This window comes from Flavobacterium sp. IMCC34518, from assembly GCF_027111095.2.
GTDB classification, from domain to species: Bacteria; Bacteroidota; Bacteroidia; order Flavobacteriales; family Flavobacteriaceae; genus Flavobacterium; species Flavobacterium praedii.
The window spans coordinates 3422041-3446456 of the sequence record NZ_CP114284.2 but is presented as its reverse complement, the minus strand read 5'-3'; the positions used below and the strand labels follow the sequence as shown (position 1 = coordinate 3446456).

Sequence of the window (24416 nt, the reverse complement as noted above, 5' to 3'; positions counted from 1 at the left end):
TTATTTCAGAAAACAAAAATTAAAAAACTAATTAACCACTTTTCGTTCCAAATCTAATTTAGCAATAGGTTGATAAACGATTGGAATTTCTTCAATCACAACATCACTTTTATCTAGACCAAAAGCTCTAGTATCCGAGAGTGACATGTTTTTTAGTATGTAGTAGGAATTCAATAAAAGACCATCTCTTACAGCAAATTCATTTTCTACCGACAAGAATTTTTCAATAATTACAAATTTAAAATCAGGTTCAGGATTGTATTTTGTTGAACCATCAGCACGAATATGTAAATTCAGTTCTTTGTTGTCAACTAGATTTTGAACAATTCTTTTGAAATACAATTCCACTTTTGGTTGAATTCTGAAACCAATATTTAATACAATTTTGATCACTTTATCATCCAATAATTCAATAACTTCATAATTCAAATCAAAAGGAGAATTGGTTCTATTGATATGGAAAAACCAATACACATCGGCTCTTTTTGGCTTTTTAGAAAAGATTGAATTCAATATTTTCTCTTCAATTTCATAATTCCGGTCTGCTTTTGACAGGTAAATTAAATGAGTAGAATACTTCGGAATGGAAACATCATTACTTAATTCCTCAAATCTCGTAGTATATTCCGTTAAATTGGTGAATTTTACAAATTTATTATTGATTTTTCGAGAAAAGAACCAAACATACATGGTCATAAATATGAAAAGCTCAAAAAACAAAAACATCCAACGTTCTTTGATTTTTACAATATTGGCCACAAAAAATGCAATTTCAATAGCTGCAAAAACGGTGATGATCACACCAATAAGAATTCTATTCATCTTTTTGATATAAATCAAATAATAATTTAGAAGAACAGTGGTCATCAACATCGCTATGGTTATCGAAAATCCATAGGCAGCTTCCATGTTTGCAGAAGTTCTAAAATACAAAACCATCAAAATACAACCAACCCACAAAATGGTATTCACCGATGGAATATAGATTTGACCTTTCAAGTTGGTTGGGTTTTTCATTGTAACTCTAGGCCAAAAATTAAGGGAAACTGCTTCGTTAATTAAAGTAAATGATCCACTAATCAATGCTTGAGAGGCAATAATGGCAGCAAAAGTAGCTATTATAACTCCTGGTACCAGAAACCATTGTGGCATAATAGCATAAAAAGGGTTTTTCCCTTCCAAGAAATGATTACTTTGATTCATTAACCAAGACGCTTGCCCTAAATAATTAACAACCAATGCTACTTTTACAAAAGTCCAAGTAACGCGAATATTTTTTTTACCACAATGCCCTAAATCCGAATATAAAGCTTCTGCCCCTGTCGTACAAAGAAAAACAGCTCCTAAAAGCCAAAAACCATGAGGATATTCTACTAATAATTCATAAGCATACATGGGATTCAAAGCGGTTAAGATAGCAGGATGCTGCAAAATCTGAGTAAATCCTAAAACAAAGAGCATAGAAAACCAAACCACCATGGCCGGGCCAAAAAAGAATCCCACTTTTTGAGTACCAAATCGTTGAAAAAAGAACAGACCCGATATAATTACGATGACAATGGGCAAAATTGGAATATTTGGCACAACATCCCCCAATCCTTCAACGGCCGAAGTAACAGAAATTGGAGGTGTAATAATTCCATCTGCCAACAACGTTGTTGCTCCTAAAATGGTCGGTATAATTAATTTTCCTTTACCAAATCTTTTGACCAAAGCATAAAGAGAAAAAACGCCTCCTTCACCATGATTATCTGCCGAAAGTGTTAGCAAAACATATTTAAAAGTGGTTTGAAAAGTTAGTGTCCAAAAAACACAAGAAATTCCACCATAGACTAATAATTTTGATATTTCTCTTTGCCCAATAATGGCTTTCATTACATATAGCGGACTGGTCCCAATATCTCCGTAAATAATACCGAGTGCTACTAAAAGTGACGCTGCAGTTACTTTTTGAACTGTTGATTTATTCATTTTATTCTATTATTTATTCATTTAATTCATTCCTTTTAAGCCAAAGCAAACCCCATACAGGATGCTTTGAACACTCCATATCACAAACTTGTAAAGTCTATTTATTTGATTTTAACTTGTATTAAATCGGTATCCTACCCCCGATTCGGTGATAATAAATTTAGGTCGGTTAGGATCCTCTTCAATTTTCTTTCGAAGTTGCGCTACAAAAACACGTAAGTATTGTGTTTGATCTGCATAACTATTTCCCCAAACCTGTTTCAACAAATATTGATGGGTTAATACACGTCCTTCATTTTTTATAAATATAGAAAGTAAGTTGTATTCGGTGGTAGTAAGTTTTAAAATCTCATTATTCAATCTTACAATTCTAGACGAAAAGTCAATAGAAACAGACCCAAATTCGATTATAGGATCCTTTTCAATACTGACCAAATTTCGTAGAGCTGTTCGAATTCTAGCTAGTAATTCTTGTGTACGAAAGGGTTTAGTCAAATAATCATTTGCACCGTTGTCAAGAGCTTTTACAATTTCATCTTCGGTACTTTTAACCGTTAATATTATTATTGGATTTTTGTACCATTCTCTTAATCTTTTCAAAACATCTTGTCCATCTTCATCAGGCAAACCCAAATCCAGAATGACCAAATCAGGTTGATAATTGGCAACCATAGCCAATCCTTCTTTTGCATTTACAGCAAAAATTGTTTTGTAATCATTAGAATTTAAAGTGATTTCAAGTAGTTTCCTGATTTGAATTTCATCATCAATTACTAATATTTGAGCATTATTATTCATTTGAAATATCTTTGGTATTCATTGTTAATGTCTGAAAACTAAGTGTGAAAATAGAACCCCCTTCTTCTCTATTTTCAAGTTTTACTTTTCCATGTTGGGCTTCAACAAAACCTTTTACGATAGACAAACCTAGTCCTGTACCGCCCGTTTTAGAGTTTTGCAATCGGTAGAATTTATCAAAAACTTTATCAATTTCATTTTCTGGAAACCCAATTCCATCATCGGTAATAGTAATCACACAGGGGCATAATTTATCAGGATTGTAATCAAAATCGACATCCAGATTATAAGAAACCTTGATTTCTATTTTAGCGCCTTTGGGTGTGTATTGAGAAGCATTAAAAACCAAATTAAAAATTATCTGTTGCATCAATCCATAATCCAATTTAAAAAGGGGTAAATTTTCGTCTGTTTTTACAACCACTTTATGAAATTTTAAATCATCTTTTAGGTGATCCAAAACATTATAAATTAATTCTTCAAGATCACACCAATCCATTTTGGGCTGAATAACGCCCGATTCCAAACGAGACATGTTGAGTAAATTCTCTACTTGGTGATTCAATCGCAAGGAAGCTTTTTCTATTTCTGCATATAAATTTTCTTTATTTTCTTCCGAAATAGGTACCGATTTGCTTTGAATGGTATCAATAGCTCCCATAATTGTAGATATCGGAGTTCTCAATTCATGCGATAAAGAATCGAGCAGCGCATTGTAAAGTTTCATCGTATTAACTCTAAGTTCTTTTACCTGTAAAATCTTTTCGGCTCTTCTAATTTTATGGGTTAAAACCGCATTTACAAGAGTAATAATGAAGAATAAAACCAACAACAAAGAGTCTTCTGCATCACTAATATGAAAAGTATAATACGGTTGAATGAAGAAAAAATTTAATATCAATGCACTCAAAATAGCGCTAAGTAATAATGGTTTGATGGCCAAAAACATGGACAACACTGAAACAACCACCAATAAAATATAACCAACAATTTTAAAATCTAAATAATCTCTGGTAAACAAACACAACAAAGCAACAATCCCAACCGACAAAATGCTTATTAAATATTGGTTTTTAATTTTAATTTGATCCAAAATACTACTCATATCCTTGTGTTAATTTGTTAAGGCAAAGTTAAAGGATATGATGTAAGTATTTTATAATATATCAAACTAGGATATAAAGATTTTATAAAGATTTAATTTTTACTCAAAACCAGTTTTTTGTTTTTTAGAAAATTAAATTATAAACTTTTTTTTTAAAAGAATATCTTAAAAATATATTAGTAAAATAGCAATCTCATAATTTCAACAACCTAATTTTTGATATTCCTTATAAAAATTCAATTTAAAAAAATTCAATTTATTACTTTTACAGTCTCAAATTAAAATCAATACCGAGCGTTTCGGAATTAAAATCATAATCACAATGTCTGCAATAAAAAAAGATTACAAAAGAATTACTACTAAGTCCTTAATTGAGATGAAATCTAATGGAGAAAAAATCTCTATGCTAACGGCTTATGATTATACTATGGCCAAAATTGTGGATACTGCCGGAATTGATGTAATTCTAGTGGGAGATTCGGCTTCAAATGTTATGGCGGGTCACGAAACGACTTTACCTATTACATTAGATCAAATGATTTACCATGCTTCATCTGTGGTTAGAGCTGTCGAGAGAGCTTTGGTAGTGGTTGATTTACCTTTTGGAAGTTACCAATCTGATTCTAAAGAAGCTTTACGCTCTTCAATCAGAATTATGAAAGAAAGTGGTGGTCATGCTGTAAAATTAGAAGGTGGTAAAGAAATCAAAGAATCGATCAAAAAAATCTTAAATGCAGGAATTCCAGTTATGGGACATTTAGGATTAACCCCACAGTCAATCTATAAATTTGGAACTTATACGGTACGCGCCAAAGAAGAACAAGAAGCCGAAAAATTAATTGAAGATGCCAAATTATTGGAACATTTAGGATGTTTTGCATTGGTCCTTGAAAAAATACCAGCTCATTTAGCCAAACAAGTTGCAGAAAGCATTTCGATACCAGTAATCGGAATTGGTGCTGGTGGAGGTGTAGACGGACAAGTATTGGTAATTCATGACATGTTGGGAATGAATAACGAATTTAGCCCTCGTTTCTTAAGACGTTATATGAATTTATACGATGGAATGACAACTGCTATCAGTCAGTATGTCGCCGATGTAAAATCAGAAGATTTTCCAAATTCAAATGAACAATATTAAGACTCCTAGCCCCCGAATAGGGAATCTATAATGAAAATAATTTCAAACAAATCCAATCTCCAAATTCTACATGAAGACAATCACTTAATCGTGGTTAATAAGCGTGTAGGTGATATTGTGCAGGGAGACAAAACAGGAGATAAACCTTTGAGTGATGTTGTAAAAGAATACATCAAAGATAAATACAACAAGCCTGGTGAAGTTTTTCTAGGCGTAGTTCATCGTTTAGATCGTCCTACCTCTGGAATTGTTGTTTTTGCAAGAACTAGCAAAGCTTTGACACGTATGAATGAGCTATTTAGCAATAGAGAAACTCAAAAAACCTATTGGGCTGTTGTTAAAAATAAACCCTCCAAGAACGAAGACAAACTGGTACATTATATCAAAAGAAACGAAAAAAAAAACACTTCAAAAGCCCATCTCAAAGAAGTACCTGACAGCAAGTTGGCTAGTTTAGAATATAAAATTATCAAAGAGTTAGACAATTACTTTGGCCTCGAAATTCTTTTACACACAGGAAGACACCACCAAATACGTGCACAACTCGCTGCTATTGGTTCTCCTATAAAAGGGGATTTAAAATACGGTTTTGATCGTAGTAATCCTGATGGAGGAATCCATCTTCATGCCAGAAAACTTGTCTTTATTCACCCAGTTACAAAAGAGAATATAACTATAATAGCTCCTACTCCCGAAGATGTAATTTGGAATGCCATTTAATTTTTGAAGAAAAATACATTTATTTGAATTTTAAAATTTATATTGCATTGTACTTACAAACTTCTTTACAATGAATTACAAATCAGACATTCAGTCCAGAAAAGAATCCCTTATTAAACTTTTGGATGTCATAATCAAACATGAAAATGAAATCATCCAAGCTTTATATGATGATTTCAAGAAGCCTAAATTTGAAGCTATAGCTACTGAAACGAGTTACATTATAACAGAATTAAAAGATACTATAAAAAATATCCATAATTGGTCTAAACCAAAAAGGGTAAGACCATCTCTACTAAATTTTCCTTCCACCGACTATATTATTAAAGAACCTTATGGAAAAGTATTAATAATAGCGCCATGGAATTATCCTTTTCAACTGGCACTTTGCCCAATGATTTCAGCTGTTGCAGCAGGTAATCAAGTGGTTTTAAAACCCTCAGAATTAACCCCAAAGACTTCTGCAATAATTCTTGAAATTATAGAAAAAGTATTCCAACACGAACAGGTAACAGTAATAGAAGGCGGTGTAGAAGAAACACAAAATTTACTAGCCCAAAGATGGGATTATATCTTTTTTACGGGAAGTGTAGCCGTAGGTAAAATTGTAGCCAAAGCAGCAGCAAAACACCTTACTCCTGTAACTCTTGAACTAGGCGGAAAAAACCCATGTATTATTGACGAAACTGCCAATTTAAAACTCGCCGCTAAGCGAATTGTTTGGGGTAAATTTTTAAATGCAGGACAAACATGCATTGCACCCGATTATATTTTGATACAAAAAGACATGAAAAGTCATTTTGTCGATTTTATGAAAAAAGAAATCACAAAAGCATTTGGAATAAATCCAATAGATTCTCCCGATTTTGCCCGAATTATAAATGAAAAAAACTGGCATCGATTGAGTAGTATGATCGAACCTCAAAAAGTAATTTTTGGTGGTGATACTGCCATTAAACAATGTTATATAGCGCCAACTCTAATTGATGAGGATAACCTTGACAGTTTATTGATGAAGGAAGAAATATTTGGTCCAATTTTACCAATCATAAGCTATAAAGAAGAAATAGAAATCTCTAAAATTATTTCAAATTATGAAAAACCTTTAGCGCTGTATGTTTTTTCAGATGATAAAATATTTGCTAAAAAAATGGTTTCCACTTTTTCATTTGGTGGAGGTTGTATAAATGATACTGTCAGTCATTTTTCTAATAAAAGATTGCCTTTTGGAGGTGTTGGTCATAGCGGAATGGGAGCTTATCATGGGCAATTGAGTTTTGACCTTTTTTCCCATCATAAAGGAATAGTAAAAAAAGCAAATTGGTTGGATATCAAACTTAGATATGCACCCTATACAAATAAAATAGAAACACTAAAAAAATTATTGAAATGGCTATAACAAATGAAAAATCAGTAAGCGAAGCCATACAATATCGTCGCTCCGTAAGAATTTTTAAAAAAGAACCATTAGACGAGCAAAAAGTAAAAGAGTGTATCCATTTAGCGACATTAGCAGCTACGAGCAGTAATATGCAACTTTGGGAATTCTACCACATAACTACCAAAGAGATAATTGACCAAATTGCTAGAGCCAGTTTTGACCAAAACGGAGCAAAAACGGCACAACAATTGGTTGTTGTAGTAGCTCGAAAAGATTTATGGCGCAAAAGAGTTCAATCCAACATATCCTTTTTAAAATCACAATACGGCAACAAACCAGAAACCGAATATTCTAAAAGAGAAAAATTTGCTTTAAATTATTATAAAAAAATTGTTCCAACTATTTATTTCGATATTTTTGGTGTTTTAGGCTATATAAAATATTTTGCCTTTCAAATTATCGGGCTTTTCAAACCAATCTACAGACAAGCTAGGGAAAGCGACATGCGCGTTGTTGCTCATAAAAGTGCCGCACTAGCCGCCCAAAATTTTATGATTAGCATGGCAGCCATAAACTACGATACTTGTCCAATGGAAGGATTTGATTCATTAAGAGTCAAAAAAATAATAAATTTACCCAATAGTTCAGAAATCACAATGATTCTGGGTTGTGGCATTCGAGATGAACAAGGCATTTATGGAGAACGTTTCCGAATTCCATTTGAAGATGTCTATCATAAAGTATAATTCAACATAATAAATTAACCCCAAAAAAAATGAACCAAACTTTAGAACAATTAGAAAATATTGAAAAAAATGGATACCAATTGGATTTTGGAAATGTATTCAATCATGCCTTTGAAAATTATAAAAAAATAGCGTTATATGCTGGATTAGTACTCTTTGTTTTCTTTGTATTTCTTACAATTCTTATTGCTGTCTCTTTAATTTCGTTTATGGGAGTTACAGCAATGACTCAAGAATTCAATCCTGAAAAATTGAAAATTGAAAATTTTTCTGAAACCAAATTATTAATTTTCGGTTGTGTTTCTACATTTGTTACTTGCATATTAGCTCCTTTTAATGCGTCTTTTTTAAAAATGGCAGCATGCGGAGAGAACGATCAAGAATTTCATATTTCGGACTTATTCAGTTATTATAAACTTCCTTATTTTACTGGAATCTTTGGTAGCACTTTTATAATTTCTTTTACTGGTTTGGCAATAAGCCTTTTTATGAATTATTTAAATTTAAGCTTTTTAGGTACATTAATTCAATGGTTTATATCATTTATCTGCATCCTTACAATTCCACTAATTATTTTTGGAAAACTAAAATCTTTTGATGCTATTAAATCCAGCATACGTATTGTTTTCAAACAACCCATAGTTTTATTAGGATTAATGATTGTAGCCATTATTGGTTCATTCGTTGGTATTATGGGGTGTTGTATTGGTGTCTTTTTTACTATTCCATTTGTTTTCTCAATGAATTATGCAATATATTCTTCAATTATTGGAATAGATTTACAAAAGGAAAACTAAAATTCGACTCTATATCAAACTGTACTTCTTATTAGTAAACAATCTATTGTAACGGTAAATTTTCAATCCTTAAGACATGTTCTTATATTATAACATATTTTCTTTTTTTAAAACTACTAAACTATGTTTGGCAAGCAAGAGTATGTTTTTAAATAGGATAAAAATCGACATGAAAGAATTATTTCACAGCAATTTATTTTTATTAATACTATTTCTATTTTTAATATATGGAATGTTTTATGCTTATACTAAAACATATACTATTTTAAAAAACAAAGACAACGTTTCTAGTGATGATTCTGAAAAAAGAGAATACCAACTATATTTGTTGTTTTTTGGATTAGTAATCCCATTCATAGAGATAGTTTTTGAAGTATCTCATGTTAGACCAAAAAGCTTATTAATTAATAATTTTGGAATTGGACTTTTCTTTTTATTATTATTTTTATTAAGTGAGAGATCAACGTATTTATACAATAGAATTAAAAGCATTTATATGTTCTTATTCTATGTCTACTTTATTTTAATTGGATATAATATCATCCAATTACCAGAAGATCCAATTCCTTCTTTTGCTTTCATAGTAGCATTCTTCTTTTCGTACATCATCATAAAACCTGTAAAAAAGTATTTAATTTTTTCAGGATTAATTTTATGTTTTTTGATGACAATTTATGTTTTTGATTTAGTCAACATCAAAAAAATTGCTACCCTTTTTAACTACTCCATTTTAGCATTTATTATAAATTATATCAGACATGTTTCGTTAACTAAAATTCAAGAGAAATATAATTTTACAAATGAAATTGTAAACAAAGGAAACTCTCTTACCATTGCTACAAACAAAAAGGGTGAAGTTTCTTTTTGCAGTGAAACCATTACATCCATTTTAGGTTATACACCAATTGAAGTTATGGGAATGGGATTTTGGGAACTTACAGAGGACCCAGAATTTATAGGATTAGATTATCATAATAATTTCATCGACAATCGTCTTTATGTTCGAAAATTAAAATGTAAAAATGGAGAATACAAATTTATTCAATGGATTGATAAAAAGTTCGATGATGATTCTATTATCGGAATTGGGCAAGACGTTACAAATGAAATTAACATTAGAAAACAATATGAAAACTTGGTTCAAGCTGCCAATGATATCATATATGAAGTAGACAATACTGGAACATTTACTTTTGTTAATGATTATACTATAAAATTACTCGGTTACGCAAAGGAAGAATTTCTTACAAAAACTTTTCCATCCATCATCAGTAAAGGCTATGTTTATAATACAATGAGTTTTTACAGAAGGATAAAAGATATTGAAGAAAATTTTACTACTCTAGAGTTTCCAATTATAAAAAAGAATGGCGAAGAAGTATGGATTTCTCAAAACGTATTTATTAGAAAAAACAGTTTTGATGAAATCACGGGTTATTCCGGAATTGCTAGAGATATCACCTTGTTTAAAAATCTTGAATTAGAAAACTATAAAAGACAACAAAAAGTTGAAAAATATAGCAAAACTTTAAAAGAAATTGCAGTATTAAATCACTCTAATCCCGATAATAACGAACTGACTTTTGATAAAATTTTAAAAGAAACATCTAAAACTTTAGATGTGAATAGAGCTAGTTATTGGGAATATGAATCTGAAAATTTTGTTTGCAAAAAATTATATGATTCCAAAACAAATACTTTTGACAAAGGTGTTTTTTTTGGTAAAAATGAAAATTTAAGTTATTTTGAAAAATTAGAAAACAAACTTCAATTTGTAGTTTCAAATATTAGATCTCATACTACAAACAATAAAAAAAATCAAGATTACATCTATAAAAACCACATATACTCAACAATCGATACACCAATTTTTATCGATGGAAAACTAAAAGGTATCTTGTCTTTCGAATCAACTTATCAGATAAGAGAATGGGACAATGAAGATATCAATTTTGCAAAATCCATTTCTGATTTAATTGTAATTGCTTTGGCTTCACAAATGAGAGCAGAAATAGAAAGAAGACTAGCTTATAAAAGTGAGCTCCTTTTAATTATCAATGAAAATACTAATCAATTTTTATTACAAAAAAACAATAAAAAACTCATTAAGAAAATTATAAATGAGGTTGGAAAAATAACAAAGTCAGAACGCATTTCCTTTTTTCAAAAAAACCCAAAAACCAATTTATTTGATCAAAAATGCATGTGGATTAATGCAACTCAAGATTTTCAAAATATACATCCTAATTTAATAAACATCGAATTTTCTGAATTTGAAAATATAATAAAAGATATACCATCACATCAATTTTTTGAAAACATTAAAGATAAAATCCAAAACAAAAACATTAAATCATATTTAAACCAATTGAACCCAAATTCAATGTTGTTTTTTCCTGTTTTTATAAAAAATGAGTTAGATAGCTTTTTTGTTTTTGATGATTCTGCTAAAGAACGTATTTGGAATAACGATGAAATTTCTATTTTACAATTATTAGTAAAAAACATTTCGGCTTCTATGGAGCGAAATATAAATGAATCAATCATTGAAGAAAGTGAAGAACGCTTTCGATTATTGGCAAACAACATACCTGGAACCGTTTATTTATCTAATTATGATGAAAAATATTCAAAAATCTATTTAAATGATGAAATTGAAAAACTAACGGGTTACCCTAAATCTGATTTTCTAGAAAACAAACTATTTTTTGTTGATTTGATTCTCCCTGAAGATTTTGAAAATGTAATTTTAAAAAATAAAGATGCCTTAAAAGAAAAAAAATCTCTACATATAATCTACCGAATTAAACACAAAAACGAATCAATTGTTTGGGTCGAAGAATTTGGAGATTCCATTATCAAAAATGGAAAAATTGCTTTTATGGAAGGAATTCTTATTGATATTACTCAAAAAAAGAAAAATGAATCTATAATTAAAGAAAAAGAATTGGCCGAAGCAGCTAATAAAGCAAAATCAGAGTTTCTAGCAAATATGAGTCACGAGATTCGAACTCCATTAAACGGGATTATTGGTTATACCGATTTATTGATGAATTCAAAGCTTGAAAATACTCAAAAAAAATACATGAATACCATCAATCAATCAGCCAATTTATTGATGGAAGTAATTAATGACATTTTGGATTTTTCAAAAATTGAATCCGGAAAACTTGAACTGAATATAGAAAAATATTCTATAAATGATATTGTTACTCAAATTAAAGAATTAATTAATTATCAAGCCAATTCAAAAAACTTAGAAATAAGTTACACCATAGACGAAAACGTACCAAAATGTGTATGGGTAGATTATATTCGTTTAAAACAAATATTAATAAACTTATTGACGAATGCTGTAAAATTTACAAACGCAGGGAAAATTGAGTTATTGATTTCAACAGTTGAAGCACAAAGAAACTATTCAACACTTCGTTTCTCTGTTATTGACACAGGAATTGGAATTAGAAAAAGCAATCAAAAAATTATTTTCCAAGCTTTTTCTCAAGAAGACAGTTCAACTACCAAAAAATTTGGAGGAACTGGATTGGGATTAACAATTTCCAATCAATTATTAAGTTTGATGAATAGTCATTTACAAATCAAAAGTCAATTCAATGTTGGAAGTACCTTTTATTTTGATATAAAATTAAAAAGTTCAAACAAATTCAAAAACGAAAAATCAATTGAAGTTACTTATCCTGAAATACTAAATCCTATTTTAAAATTCAACACCCTAAAAACTAAAATATTAATCGTAGAAGATAACAAAATAAACATGTTATTAACTAAGACATTATTAAAACAAATTATACCAAATTGTATTATATTTGAATCGGAAAATGGTGAAATAGCTATTGCAAAAACATTTGACATTCGTCCAGACATCATTTTTATGGACATTCAAATGCCTATTGTAAATGGTTATGAGGCCACAACAAAAATAAGAGAATCTAATGATCATAAAAACACATTAATTATAGCGTTAACAGCAGGTACTGTTGTTGGGGAACGAGAAAAATGCATAGCAGCAGGCATGAATGATTATCTTTCTAAACCAATTATAAAAAAAACACTCGAGGATAAATTAGAAAAATGGCTAATAACTAATAATAGTATCTTATGAAATGGATTGGCAGACAACAAAGCGATAATGTAGAAGACCGTAGAGGAATGTCCTCTGGAGGCAAAACAATTGTAGGTGGAGGAATAATAGGTATTATTATTTTACTTCTCAATGTTTTTGGTGGTGAAAATGCAAAAATGATAACACCTGTTTTAGAGCAATTCAACCAACAACAAACCACTCAAACAGAATCAAGACCTTTGACAGAAGAAGAAGAAAAACTAAGTGAATTTCCAAGAGTTGTTTTAAAAGATACTGAAATTATTTGGACCAAAATATTTGAAGAAAACAATATGCAATATACCAAACCAAAAATGGTTTTATTCACTGGTTCTGTTGAAACAGCTTGTGGTGGTGCATCATCAGCCTCTGGTCCTTTTTATTGTCCAGGTGATCAAAAAGTGTACATGGATTTGGGCTTTTTTGATGAATTACAAACCAAATTTGGAGCCTCAGGAGGCGATTTTGCAACAGCGTATGTGATAGCTCATGAAGTAGGTCACCACATTCAAACTTTATTAGGGACATCAGCTAAAATGCGTCAAGCCCAAGAAGGCAAAAGTGAAGCAGAAGCCAATAAATTATCTGTAGCACTAGAATTACAAGCCGATTTTTATGCAGGAGTTTGGGCAAAATACAACCAAGAAAACCTCGATATTGGCGATATTGACGAAGCATTGAGTGCTGCACAAGCTGTTGGAGATGATGCCATCCAAAAAAGAATGCGGGGGCATATAGTTCCTGAATCTTTTACACATGGAACATCAGAGCAACGCAAATTCTGGTTTATGAAAGGATACACAACTGGAGATATCAAACAAGGAAACACTTTTTCTGAGCTAAATTAAAATAGGTTTTCAATGATTATTTTGGAACATTATTTAGTCCACAGCAATGATTTATAATAACATAAAGTATCCCATTGCCTGTCTATAAATAAACAAAGTACTCCAATCAAAGGTACATCGAATAAATTAGCAGTACCTTTGCGCCAACTTAAAAGGAGTAAACTAAAAAATAGGGTCTACTTCATAAACACAATTTATGTCATTTCAATCATTAGGCTTATCTGATGCTCTATTAAAAGCAGTCAGCAAAAAAGGATATACAACTCCTTCTCCAATACAACAAAAAGCAATTCCACCAGTCTTAGAAGGCAAAGATGTATTAGCATCTGCACAAACGGGAACAGGAAAAACAGCTGGTTTTACATTACCCATATTACAATTATTATCCCAAGGAAAACATTTAAGTCACAGACCAATTCGTGCCTTAATTTTGACACCTACAAGAGAATTAGCCGCTCAAATATTAGCGAATATAAAAGAATACAGCGAATTTTTAGACATACGCAGCACAGTCATTTTTGGTGGTGTAAATCAAAACCCGCAAGTGAGTCAATTGCGTCAAGGTGTTGATATTTTAGTAGCAACTCCTGGTCGATTAATTGATTTACAAAATCAAGGTTTAATCACTCTTTCAAAAGTAGAAATCTTAGTTTTAGATGAAGCGGATCGCATGCTAGATATGGGTTTCTTGAGAGATATCGAACGCATTCTAAAAGTTTTGCCTACCAAAAGACAAAACTTGATGTTTTCGGCAACCTTCTCCAAAGACATCAAAAAATTGGCAATGGGCATTTTGCACAATCCAGTTCATGTAGAAGCAACTCCAGAAAACACAACGGTGGAAGCTATTACTCAAAAAGTATATCCTGTTGCAAAAGAGAAAAAAACAGAACTGATCATTAAACTAATTACAGAAGGAAAATGGCAACAAATATTGGTATTTACCCGTACCAAACAAGGTGCCAACAAACTGACTGAAAGCATGATTAGTGCTGGAATTAAAGCAGCAGCAATACACGGTAATAAAGGACAAGGCGCACGAACCAAAGCTCTAGCTGGTTTCAAAAACGGAAGTCTAACCGCTTTGGTCGCTACAGACATTGCAGCTCGAGGTTTGGACATTCCATTATTACCGCATGTTATTAATTTTGAATTGCCTAATATTCCCGAAGATTACGTTCACCGTATTGGTAGAACCGGTCGAGCTGGAGCAAGTGGAGAAGCCATTTCATTATTTAGTCCAGACGAAACTGTTTTTTTACGCGATATAGAAAAATTGGTTGGTCTGAAATTACCTAGAGAAACTATCAAAGGTTTTGAACCAGACCCAAATGCATCTACCGAACCCATTAAACAAGGTCAAGGAAGACAGCAACGCAATTCGACTCCTAAAAAAACTACCACAACTACTTCTAGCAGAACTGGAAATAATAGTTTTGGCCCAAGACGTCCTAGTCAAAATAACGACAGACGCTCTACTAAATAATTACATTTAAAAACTGGATTTATTTTTTATTAGGAGCAGAGAATTTTCGTTTCTTTTGAAGATTCCTCCCGCTATCCACTACAAACGAAGTTCACTGAACACCAATTAAAATAAATACTAAGTGAAGTAATCTTATGGGGGCAAAATGCAAGCCCCCACAAGGATTTTCGTTTCTATCGGGGCTAGAAAATACGTTTTTTACTTCTTTCAAATTTTCTGAAATCGAAAATATTCGACCACAACCATTCAACCCGATCCAACAGATATATCATCGCAACGATAACGTGGATATGCACACGAACGAAGTGAATTGACAAAGTAATCCATGCACATACAGCACATCGACAAAGTGAGAAAAGGGGAAAAGGAATGATTAAAACAAATTGCTATTGATAATTGAAATGGGCACGGATTGCACCCGAGCGAACGGACGAAGTAAATCCGCGCGATCAGGTACTGCAATTGTACATCAAAATAATACTACTTTACAATAACGCAAAGTAATCAGCAGTAGCAATCAAGGGGTCCGATGACCGTAAAAGCCCATCCGAAGCAGAAAATTACTTATCCGTAGCTTGCAAATGGCAAACTGAAGCCTGCAACAGGTATTCCGAAGCCTGTAACAGGCATTCCGAAGACCATATCAGGCATTCCGAAGCTCGTATCAGGGCATTATTTTTTCTACAGTTGCCCTATTTTACTGGGCGGAGCATAAAAAGGGTTGAAATGAATAAAATTTAGGTTTTGTAAGTTTGTGATTATTATTATCTATATTTGAAAGAAAACAATAAAGAGGTATTTGACAGGTCAAGCTACCGAAATTTGGTTAGATTGGAGTGATTTTATCTATCCTGTAAATGAGTTATAGGTGATTTCGACTCCAAAACAAAAATTTCACATTCAATAAGTTTCACTTTAGTACAACTTACGTATATTTGTATTATGGATAAGCAACGAACAATCATTTTTTACAAAGATTACTTTGACGAATTCTTTGAAAAACAACGAGAAAAAGTCAAGGCGAAAATTATCTGGACGTTAGAACTAATTCAAGAATTGGATAGAATTCCTGAAACGCATCTTAAACACATTGAAAATACGGACGGGCTTTTTGAAATTAGAATTCAACAAGGAAGCGATATTTTTAGAATCTTTTGCTTTTTTGATCAAGGACAATTAATAATTCTAACAAACGGATTTCAAAAGAAAACGCAGAAGACTCCAAAAAAAGAAATTGAAAAGGCACTTAAAATCAAACAAGACTATGAAAACGAAAAATAATAATATCAAAACACTAGACCAATTTAAAGATAAACATTACGGAAAAATTGGAACTGTAGAAAGGGACGAACTTGATGCTGGATATAAAAACTTTAAAATTGGCGCAATGATTCAAGAAGCTAGACTTCAAAAAGGTTTAACACAGGAAGAACTTGCTGAAAAAGCTGGAACTACAAAATCCTATATCTCTAAGATTGAAAACAACATTAAAGAAGCTAGATTTTCAACTCTGCAAAAAATTGTTGAACTTGGTTTAGGTGGACATTTGGAACTATCAATTAAACTTTAAGGAATCAAAAGAAACCACCTATAACAGCTACAGCGGATTTGGGCATTGGGCTTAATGGGAAGTTGGCTTTGTATTTGGGATGATTGGGTAAATCCGAAGAATGGGCTTAATTTAGTCCCAAACCCGCTTTAGTAGCGGGACGTTGGGCGACATGCGAAAAACGTAACCATAAAATTTATATCAAAAAAAGATATACCTTTGTGATATCAAATTAAAACATATGAAAACAATATCACTTAAAATAGATGATTCGATATTCGGAGAAACTGAAAAAATTCTTTCAAGAATCAGTATTCCTAGAAATAGGTATATAAACGAAGCAATCGAATATTATAACAAAGTTCAGAAAAGACAAATTTTAGAAAAAAGACTAAAAGCGGAATCTGAATTAGTCAAAAAAGAGTCAATGAAAATTTTAAAAGACTTTGAAAAAATTGACTATGCAGATTAATCAATTTGAAATTTGGATTGCCGACTTAAATCCTCAAATAGGAACTGAAGCAGGAAAATCTAGGCCAGTACTAATTGTTCAGACAAACTTATTAAATAAAATATCACATCCATCTACAATTGTTTGTCCAATAACTACAAATGTCCAGGATGATTCTGATATTTTAAGAGTTCATCTTAAAAAAGGAATGGCGAATTTACATGAGAATTGCGACATAATGATTGATCAAATTCGAGTAATTGACAATAAGAGGTTAATTAAAAAAGTTGGAAAATTACCGACTGAATTAATAGAAAAAATAAAAGAAAACATATCGATAATTATTGATCTAGAATAAGCACGATCGCCCAACACACGCTACAACCGCTCCGCGAAGTCTCATGACTTTGCGTTTCATTAAAAGTTCCTGAAAACCATAAATACGATAAAAGTCTCCCGACTTTTTGCATGAATATCTTTAGAACTGTTTGGATTTCAAAAGCTACAAAAAACCACAAAGTATCAGTCCGGTTCTTTCGTGGTTTTTTATGTTTTTATTTTAAGGCAGAGCGTTTTGAATTATTAGCAAACGTTTTGAATTTATAAGATATTAACGAAAAAAGTCGGGAGACTTTTATTAGATTTATAGCTTTAAAAGAAAATTTAAAAAAAGTTCGAAGTCGGGAGACTTCGAAGAGGTTTTTATTTTGTTTAAGAAATGTATTTTTACAATTAATAGGAGTTTTTATGACTATTTTTGTAAATAAGAGAATAATGAATGGTGTTATGTTTATATATAAATAAGCGGTAATTATAGCCAATAACACTAAAAAACTTAATATAACATTATATGAAAAAAATATTTCTATTTGCTTATTTATTAATTAGTTGTTGTCAATTTACTTTTAGCCAAACAGTAAATAGTTTAGATTTAAAAAATGGTTTTAGACAATTTAAATTTGGCACTAGCCCCCAACAAATAAAAAATATTATTAAAGACGATAAATTAGATAATCATTATGGGAATCCTAATATAAAACATTACATATATATTGAGAATGATATAGAAAAATTAGCTTTTGTAAAAATTGAAGCAATTAATCTGAAATTTTATAAAAATAAATTAGTACATATTGGTGTTGATTTTGGAAATTTAGACAATGAATTTAGATATGATGAATATGAAAAAATTTTAGATGTGCTAGAAACTGCATATGGTACCAATTGGACACAAGGGAAAGATAGAAATGACCAAGTTTTAAATGCAGCTATTTGGGAAGGTAAAAATGTGATTTTAGAATTAATTAGGATTGATTTTACTAAACACACACTAAAGGATAAATATAATAGTATTAAAGGTTATTTACATGTTTATGATAAAAAACTAGATGCTGAAATGTATAAAAGCCAATTATAAAAGCAATATTTTTTTTTGTAAAATATTGGTTTACAATGTTTTTATTTCAAAATATATTACTATCACAAGTTAAGAATAAATCAGATAATCATGAACCCAATTATTTTAAAAGTAAAAGAACTTAGTAATTTATATGATCAAGTTAAGATTATAAATGAAACCCTCACACCGTTTGAGAATGAAAATAAAAACTCAGAAAACATTATTGAACGTGGTTGTAGAGTATTACTTAAAAATAATGATGGTACTTCAATTGAAGGGAGGGTTTGGCGCATTAAATATAACGGAGAAGTCGAAGTAAATCGTGATGGCTATGAAAGTTATATGAACTGTAAACTACAGGACTTGACAAATTTATCAATAGGAACTATCGGGAATTTAGAGAAGCAAAGATGGATTAAGCAACAAAGAATGAAGTCATTAAGCATGGATATAGATCATACAAGTTTAGATTTTATTGAATTTGATTTAGACTTAAATAAGCTTCAAGAATCTTTAAGAATTGAAGTCTTAGATATTAAAGAAATAAGGAATACAAATGCGAAATTTATTACACTACGAAAAGAAAACAACAATACTTTGTTCAAAATAATTAGTAGCCATGCTATTATAGCTAAATTAACACTAGGGACATACACTTTCAATTTTTATAGGAGTGTGCTTATTAGCATAACATAAAAAAACTGCAATTAATAGCTGCTATAAATAATTAATTTTTGATAATTACTTTAATTTTATATAAAAAAAGAGGCTGTCCGAAAAGTAAGGAAAGCCTTTTTTTTGCTTTTTTTAACCCCAATCTCGCGGATATGTCATCACAACGACAGCCCGGATTTGAAATCCGTGCACAAACAGCACATCGACAAAGTGAGAAAATGAGAAAAGGAAAGATTAAAACAAATTGGTCTTGATAATTGAAATGGGCACGGATTGCACCCGAGCGATAGCGAACGGACGAAGTAAAGCCGCACAATCACGCTTCAGTCCTGGCGATTTCATACTTTTTCAAATCTAGATTAAGAATAGTACCTACTCTGCTAAACTCTTCATTAATCTTTGCATTCAAGATTAGTTGCTTATTTGTAATTGGATGATTAAAAATTAACTGATGTGCATGTAGCATCATTCCTTTCAGGTCATAATTCTCCAACCATAATTTATTTTGTTTGTTACAACCATGTGGACGACTTCCTAAAATGGGATGAAAAATATGTTTGAAATGTTTTCGTAATTGATGCATACGTCCAGTTTCAGGAATCGCTTCTACCAAACAATATCGGGACGTTGGTTTATTGTTAAATTCTAACTCAATTTCGGTACTTTGCAAACGATGAAAATATGTTATTGCATTTTGTGTAACGTCATCATCATTGGTTAAATCATAATCTATCGTAAGTTCTTCAGGTGACCAACCACGTAAAATTGCTAAATATTTTTTTTCGACTTCGCGTGTGGCAAAACGATCATTCATAATTTTCAAAATCTCTTTGTCTAATGCAAATAACAAAACACCAGATGTTTTGCGATCTAACCGATGAATAGGAAAAACGTGTTGCCCTCCTATTTGATTTCTCAGTTCTTGAATAGCATAAACTTTTGCATCGCGTGCATAAAATGATTTGTGAACCAACAATCCACTTGGTTTATTAATTGCAATAATATATTCGTCTTGGTAAAGAATTTCTAACATCTGGCAAAAATAAAAGAGATTTCTTTTGAAATCTCTTTTATGACGTATTTATTTCTCTACTTTTCTTTTTTCATTTCAGACTCGATCGAGCGGATATCTCACCGGAACAATAGCACAGATCTCAATACGAACGAGGTTAACTACCGAAATAACCCGATTGCGGATTTACAATCCGTGCACACACAGCACATCGACAAAGTAAGAAAATAAAAAAAGAAATGATTAAAAAAATTGCTCATGATAATTGGAATGGACACGGATTGCACCCGAGCGATAACGAACGGACGAAGTAAATCCGCGATCAGGCATCTGAAATCTGCAAACCGAAATCTAAAATCTTCTACCCCTACGCTCCGCATAGTCTTCGACTTTGCGGATGTGATAAAAGGTCTCCGACCTTCGTTACCAACTATAAATAGTGCTAATCGATTGTAATTTTAAAACGTCTATTACTGGATTATCAACTTTTGTAATTGCTATAATTCCATTATCTTCCACATAATTGGAAGCACTGGAATAAACATAATGAGAAGCTTTGGCAACAATTCCTGCTCGAACAGGATTCAAATGCATATAATCCAATTTCGACCAAAAGAACTTTTCTGAAAAAATTTCTTCTGGATGATTTCCATATTGCCAAAACTGATGTTTTTCATTTCGACTATGACTTTTACAAGCAAATTCAAAACGTTTCAGCATCCAATCAGCCCTGCTTTCTGGCTCAGTTTCTATTTTATTCAAAATGGTCTTTGCCGTAAACTTCTTAAAATCCCTTATCAAATCGGATAACGTACTGTTTTCTGACTGAATGATTAAATGAATGTGATTGGACATAATTACAAATCCATACAAAATCATTCCTTTATTTTTTATACAAAAATCAAGACTTTCGATGATACAATCTTTATAGGTTTTTCTAGAAAAAACATCAACCCAATCCACAACCGTTGCTGTTATAAAATGGGCTTTGGATTGATCTCGAATTATGAATCCTTGTTTATCATCTTTCATATTGTTTTTTTTAAGGTCAGTCAGAGACTGAAAATCACTACCTCAAAGTCGGTCCCGAAAGCTTTCGGGATTGTGGAGCATTACTATAAAAATGAACACTGAATACTAAAAACTAACCCAACCAACCATCACGATCCAAACTTCGATATTGAATGGCTTCGGCAATATGCCCAGAACCAACCACTTCTACTCCCTCCAAATCGGCTATAGTTCTAGCAACTTTCAGGATTCTATCAAAAGCACGGGCCGAAAGGTTCAATCTTTCCATGGCAGTTTTCAACAGTTGTAACGAAGCGTCATCCAATTCGCAATGCACTCGTATTTGTTTCGAATTCATTTGTGCATTGTAATGAATGTGCTCCATTTCTTCGAATCTCTTAGACTGAATCTCACGGGCGGCTGTAACTCGTTTTCTAATTTCTACACTACTTTCCCCATTTCTTTTCTCGGTTAATTTGTCAAAAGGTACTGGTGTAACTTCAATATGAATATCAATTCTGTCCAACAAAGGTCCAGAAATCTTACTCAAATAGCGGGTCATTTCATGAGGAGATGAAGTGTTAGGAGAATCTGGATCATTAAAAAATCCGCTTGGGCTCGGGTTCATACTCGCTACCAACATAAATGAAGAGGGATATGTTATAGTAAATTTCGCCCTCGAAATGGTTACTTCTCTATCTTCCAATGGTTGTCGCATTACTTCCAGCACTTCTCGCTTGAATTCGGGCAATTCATCCAAAAACAAAACTCCATTGTGCGCCAACGAAATTTCGCCAGGTTGGGGATAGCTTCCCCCGCCTACAAGCGCCACACTCGATGCGGTGTGATGCGGACTGCGAAACGGACGCTGATTCATTAATCCCACATCCTTTACTTTTCCGGCAACGCTGTGGATTTTGGTTGTTTCCAAAGCTTCTTTCAAAGTCATTGGAGGCAAAATACTTGGCAATCTTTTGGCAATCATTGTCTTTCCTGAACCTGGCGGACCAATTAATATGATATTATGTCCACCAGCGGCCGCTATTTCCATGCAACGTTTTATGGATTCTTGTCCGCGAACCTCAGAAAAGTCAAATTCTGGAAAATCCAAGGTTTTGTAGAATTCATCCCGTGTATTAATAACCGTAGGTTCAATTGTTCCTTTTCCTTCAAAAAAATTAATGACTTCCAATACATTTTCCACTCCATAAACGTCAAGACCAGCGACAATAGCAGCTTCTTTTACGTTCTGTTTGGGCAGAAAAAAACCTTTAAAACCTTCTTCTTTGGCTTTAATGGCAATTGGAAGTACTCCTTTTATAGGCTGTAAACTTCCATCGAGCGAAAGTTCACCCATGATGATGTATTTATCGACTTCATCGGATTTGATCTGTCCCGATGCGGCAAGAATTCCTATGGCAAGTGTCAAATCATAAGCAGAACCTTCCTTTCGTAAATCGGCAGGAGCCATGTTGATGGTTATTTTTTTTACCGGAAGATTGTAACCATTATTTTTTAAGGCAGCGGCAATGCGGTAACTGCTTTCTTTTATAGCATTATCCGGCAAACCCACCAAGTGGTAGCCTACACCTTTATCAATATTGACTTCAACAGTAATAGTTGTTGCTTCCACTCCAAAAACTGCACTTCCGTAAACTTTGATTAGCATATAAAATAGTTTGGTTTAAATGTAAATACTATTTTACTTTAAACCAAAAAATACCAACAATTTTCTTACTTGATTAAAAAAAAGTAAGAAATCAATCGAATTCTAATCCAATTTGAGTTTTTACCCCGCTCCGAAGTCTCATGGGCTTTGCGTTTTATTAAAAATTCCTAAAAACCATAAATAGGATAAAAGTCTCCCTAAAGTTCTTGTGTACTTGCGTAAGGGATAGGAGCAAGTTACCTTGTAACGCATTCTATGATAAAAAACAAATAATTTTAAAATATTAACAGGCAAATTTATATGTATTTATATATGGTGTTTGTCTGTTAATTACAGAGAAAACACGTCCTATTATTTTGCATTTTACATTGTTTAAGACTAACATAGCATTTTTGCCTTCTCCTTTTTTTCTTTCATAATATTCTTTGAGTTGCGGATCGTGTTTTACCGCTGTTAAAGCACACATTTGTAATATTGATTTCATTTTTTTATCTGCCATATGATTGACTTTGGTTCGTCCTTTTATACTCGAACCCGATGTATGTTCAAAAGGTGCGGTTCCAGCGTAACAAGCCAATTTTCTGGCATTATCAAATGCTGTAAAGCCTCTTGTAACAATTAGCATATAGATAGCCGTTTTATCTCCAATGCCAGGAACACTTTTAATCAACTCAAATTGTTTTTTCAATTCAAAATGATTACATATTATTGCTTTCATTTCCTTCTCAATAGATTTTAATGTTGCTTTTAAAAACTTCACTGTTTTATTATTTATTCCTTTAATTGATTGATAAACTTGTTTTGGTGTAAAATCAGCATTCTCTTTTGTCCCTTCAAAAATTTTAAATGATTTCATTACTTTTTCTCTTTCAGTGAAAAGCAATTTTAATTGTTGAATTACTGTTTCTGGTAAAGTAGACAGTTTTAGTTTGTCAATATTTCGAATACTGTACAAAGCAATGTCTTTGGCATCTGCTTTGTCATTTTTACCTCTCGAGATCCCTTTAGATCGTTTGATTTCAATGGCCGGCACAACCCAGAAATCAAGATTGTTTTCAGATAGACAGCTGCTTAAAGGGAAAGTATAAACCCCAGTGTTTTCACAGCAAAATAAAACAGCACTTAAATCTATCTTCTGTTTTATTAAGTTTTTAAAAATTTCCTTAACGCCTTTTAAATTGTTTTCGACAATGAAATGATTAGTTACATTAGGTTCTTCTTTTTTTAAAAGAACCACATCCAATTTTGATTTTGAAATGTCAACGCCTACATAAAATAAATAGTTTTTCATAACTTTGAATTTAGGATAAACAAAAATGTTGAACTTCTTTAGAGCCTTTATTAGACCTTGATGTCTATCATTCTATTTGAAGCAATTCAACGGGATTCAAGGAGAAGACAGAGGACTAATGCGCTACATAAGTCACAAGCTTGGCGGATAGCATAGTTCACCTCTGTTTTCCTTTGAATAAATTTAGTGTTATATTAAATACAAAGTAAAGGCGGAGAGCCCGACCGCATAAGGGCAAAAGGC

At 31.9% G+C, this 24416-nt stretch carries 21 protein-coding genes; 14 read left to right on the top strand and 7 right to left on the bottom strand.

What is annotated here, in order from left to right:
• Window positions 1–27: 27 nt before the first annotated feature.
• The 3 genes from OZP06_RS14830 to OZP06_RS14820 all read right to left on the bottom strand — a co-directional run bounded on the left by OZP06_RS14830 (window position 28) and on the right by OZP06_RS14820 (window position 3874).
• The gene (locus tag OZP06_RS14830) at window positions 28–1971 is read right to left on the bottom strand and encodes a KUP/HAK/KT family potassium transporter (RefSeq protein ID WP_281240003.1); all 1944 of its coding nucleotides are present in this window, start codon (window positions 1969–1971) and stop codon (window positions 28–30) included.
• A 111-nt stretch (window positions 1972–2082) separates the two neighbouring features.
• Window positions 2083–2769 carry a response regulator transcription factor gene (locus OZP06_RS14825; RefSeq protein WP_269222548.1) on the bottom strand — a complete coding sequence of 229 codons (687 nt, stop codon included), beginning with the start codon at window positions 2767–2769 and terminating at the stop codon, window positions 2083–2085.
• A complete protein-coding gene (locus tag OZP06_RS14820) occupies window positions 2762–3874 on the bottom strand; it encodes an ATP-binding protein (RefSeq protein WP_269222547.1) in 1113 nt (370 codons plus the stop codon). Before OZP06_RS14820 ends, OZP06_RS14825 begins: the two co-directional genes overlap by 8 nt.
• Before the next feature lie 322 nt (window positions 3875–4196).
• On the opposite strand from OZP06_RS14820, the gene panB reads away from it, so the two are divergent.
• From panB to OZP06_RS14750, 14 genes are all read left to right on the top strand, one after another.
• Entirely contained in the window at window positions 4197–5015 is an 819-nt protein-coding gene (gene panB, locus OZP06_RS14815) for a 3-methyl-2-oxobutanoate hydroxymethyltransferase (RefSeq protein ID WP_269222546.1), read from the top strand.
• 30 nt (window positions 5016–5045) lie between these two features.
• Complete coding sequence (locus tag OZP06_RS14810; protein ID WP_281323917.1) at window positions 5046–5735, top strand: RluA family pseudouridine synthase; 690 nt, start codon at window positions 5046–5048, stop codon at window positions 5733–5735.
• Between the two features lie 70 nt (window positions 5736–5805).
• Window positions 5806–7134: an aldehyde dehydrogenase gene (locus tag OZP06_RS14805; RefSeq protein WP_269222545.1), complete on the top strand. Its 1329-nt coding sequence runs from the start codon at window positions 5806–5808 to the stop codon at window positions 7132–7134.
• Window positions 7125–7862 carry a nitroreductase family protein gene (locus tag OZP06_RS14800; protein ID WP_269222544.1) on the top strand — a complete coding sequence of 246 codons (738 nt, stop codon included), beginning with the start codon at window positions 7125–7127 and terminating at the stop codon, window positions 7860–7862. The genes OZP06_RS14805 and OZP06_RS14800 overlap by 10 nt, the downstream gene beginning before the upstream one ends.
• A gap of 29 nt (window positions 7863–7891) precedes the next feature.
• The gene (locus tag OZP06_RS14795; protein ID WP_269222543.1) at window positions 7892–8659 is read left to right on the top strand and encodes a hypothetical protein; all 768 of its coding nucleotides are present in this window, start codon (window positions 7892–7894) and stop codon (window positions 8657–8659) included.
• Window positions 8660–8828: 169 nt separating this feature from the next.
• Complete coding sequence (locus tag OZP06_RS14790; RefSeq protein ID WP_281323916.1) at window positions 8829–12782, top strand: PAS domain S-box protein; 3954 nt, start codon at window positions 8829–8831, stop codon at window positions 12780–12782.
• Window positions 12779–13630: a neutral zinc metallopeptidase gene (locus tag OZP06_RS14785; protein ID WP_269222540.1), complete on the top strand. Its 852-nt coding sequence runs from the start codon at window positions 12779–12781 to the stop codon at window positions 13628–13630. Before OZP06_RS14790 ends, OZP06_RS14785 begins: the two co-directional genes overlap by 4 nt.
• A 196-nt stretch (window positions 13631–13826) precedes the next feature.
• The gene (locus tag OZP06_RS14780; RefSeq protein WP_269222539.1) at window positions 13827–15116 is read left to right on the top strand and encodes a DEAD/DEAH box helicase; all 1290 of its coding nucleotides are present in this window, start codon (window positions 13827–13829) and stop codon (window positions 15114–15116) included.
• A 942-nt stretch (window positions 15117–16058) separates the two neighbouring features.
• Window positions 16059–16397 carry a type II toxin-antitoxin system RelE/ParE family toxin gene (locus tag OZP06_RS14775; protein ID WP_281323915.1) on the top strand — a complete coding sequence of 113 codons (339 nt, stop codon included), beginning with the start codon at window positions 16059–16061 and terminating at the stop codon, window positions 16395–16397.
• Complete coding sequence (locus tag OZP06_RS14770; RefSeq protein WP_281323914.1) at window positions 16381–16686, top strand: helix-turn-helix transcriptional regulator; 306 nt, start codon at window positions 16381–16383, stop codon at window positions 16684–16686. Before OZP06_RS14775 ends, OZP06_RS14770 begins: the two co-directional genes overlap by 17 nt.
• A gap of 220 nt (window positions 16687–16906) precedes the next feature.
• Window positions 16907–17137, top strand: coding sequence for a hypothetical protein (locus OZP06_RS14765; protein ID WP_269222537.1), 231 nt, complete (start codon window positions 16907–16909; stop codon window positions 17135–17137).
• The gene (locus tag OZP06_RS14760; RefSeq protein WP_269222536.1) at window positions 17127–17474 is read left to right on the top strand and encodes a type II toxin-antitoxin system PemK/MazF family toxin; all 348 of its coding nucleotides are present in this window, start codon (window positions 17127–17129) and stop codon (window positions 17472–17474) included. Before OZP06_RS14765 ends, OZP06_RS14760 begins: the two co-directional genes overlap by 11 nt.
• 492 nt (window positions 17475–17966) lie before the next feature.
• Complete coding sequence (locus OZP06_RS14755; RefSeq protein ID WP_269222535.1) at window positions 17967–18533, top strand: hypothetical protein; 567 nt, start codon at window positions 17967–17969, stop codon at window positions 18531–18533.
• 90 nt (window positions 18534–18623) lie between these two features.
• The gene (locus tag OZP06_RS14750) at window positions 18624–19211 is read left to right on the top strand and encodes a hypothetical protein (protein WP_269222534.1); all 588 of its coding nucleotides are present in this window, start codon (window positions 18624–18626) and stop codon (window positions 19209–19211) included.
• 295 nt (window positions 19212–19506) lie between these two features.
• Here OZP06_RS14750 and OZP06_RS14745 read toward each other — a convergent pair whose 3' ends face one another.
• From OZP06_RS14745 to OZP06_RS14730, 4 genes are all read right to left on the bottom strand, one after another.
• Window positions 19507–20223, bottom strand: a complete 717-nt coding sequence (locus tag OZP06_RS14745; protein ID WP_269222533.1) for a pseudouridine synthase — start codon at window positions 20221–20223, stop codon at window positions 19507–19509.
• 402 nt (window positions 20224–20625) lie between these two features.
• Window positions 20626–21234, bottom strand: a complete 609-nt coding sequence (locus OZP06_RS14740; RefSeq protein ID WP_269222532.1) for a transposase — start codon at window positions 21232–21234, stop codon at window positions 20626–20628.
• Between the two features lie 112 nt (window positions 21235–21346).
• Complete coding sequence (locus OZP06_RS14735) at window positions 21347–22882, bottom strand: YifB family Mg chelatase-like AAA ATPase (RefSeq protein ID WP_281323913.1); 1536 nt, start codon at window positions 22880–22882, stop codon at window positions 21347–21349.
• 283 nt (window positions 22883–23165) lie between these two features.
• Window positions 23166–24173: an IS110 family transposase gene (locus tag OZP06_RS14730; protein ID WP_269221582.1), complete on the bottom strand. Its 1008-nt coding sequence runs from the start codon at window positions 24171–24173 to the stop codon at window positions 23166–23168.
• Window positions 24174–24416: the final 243 nt, after the last annotated feature.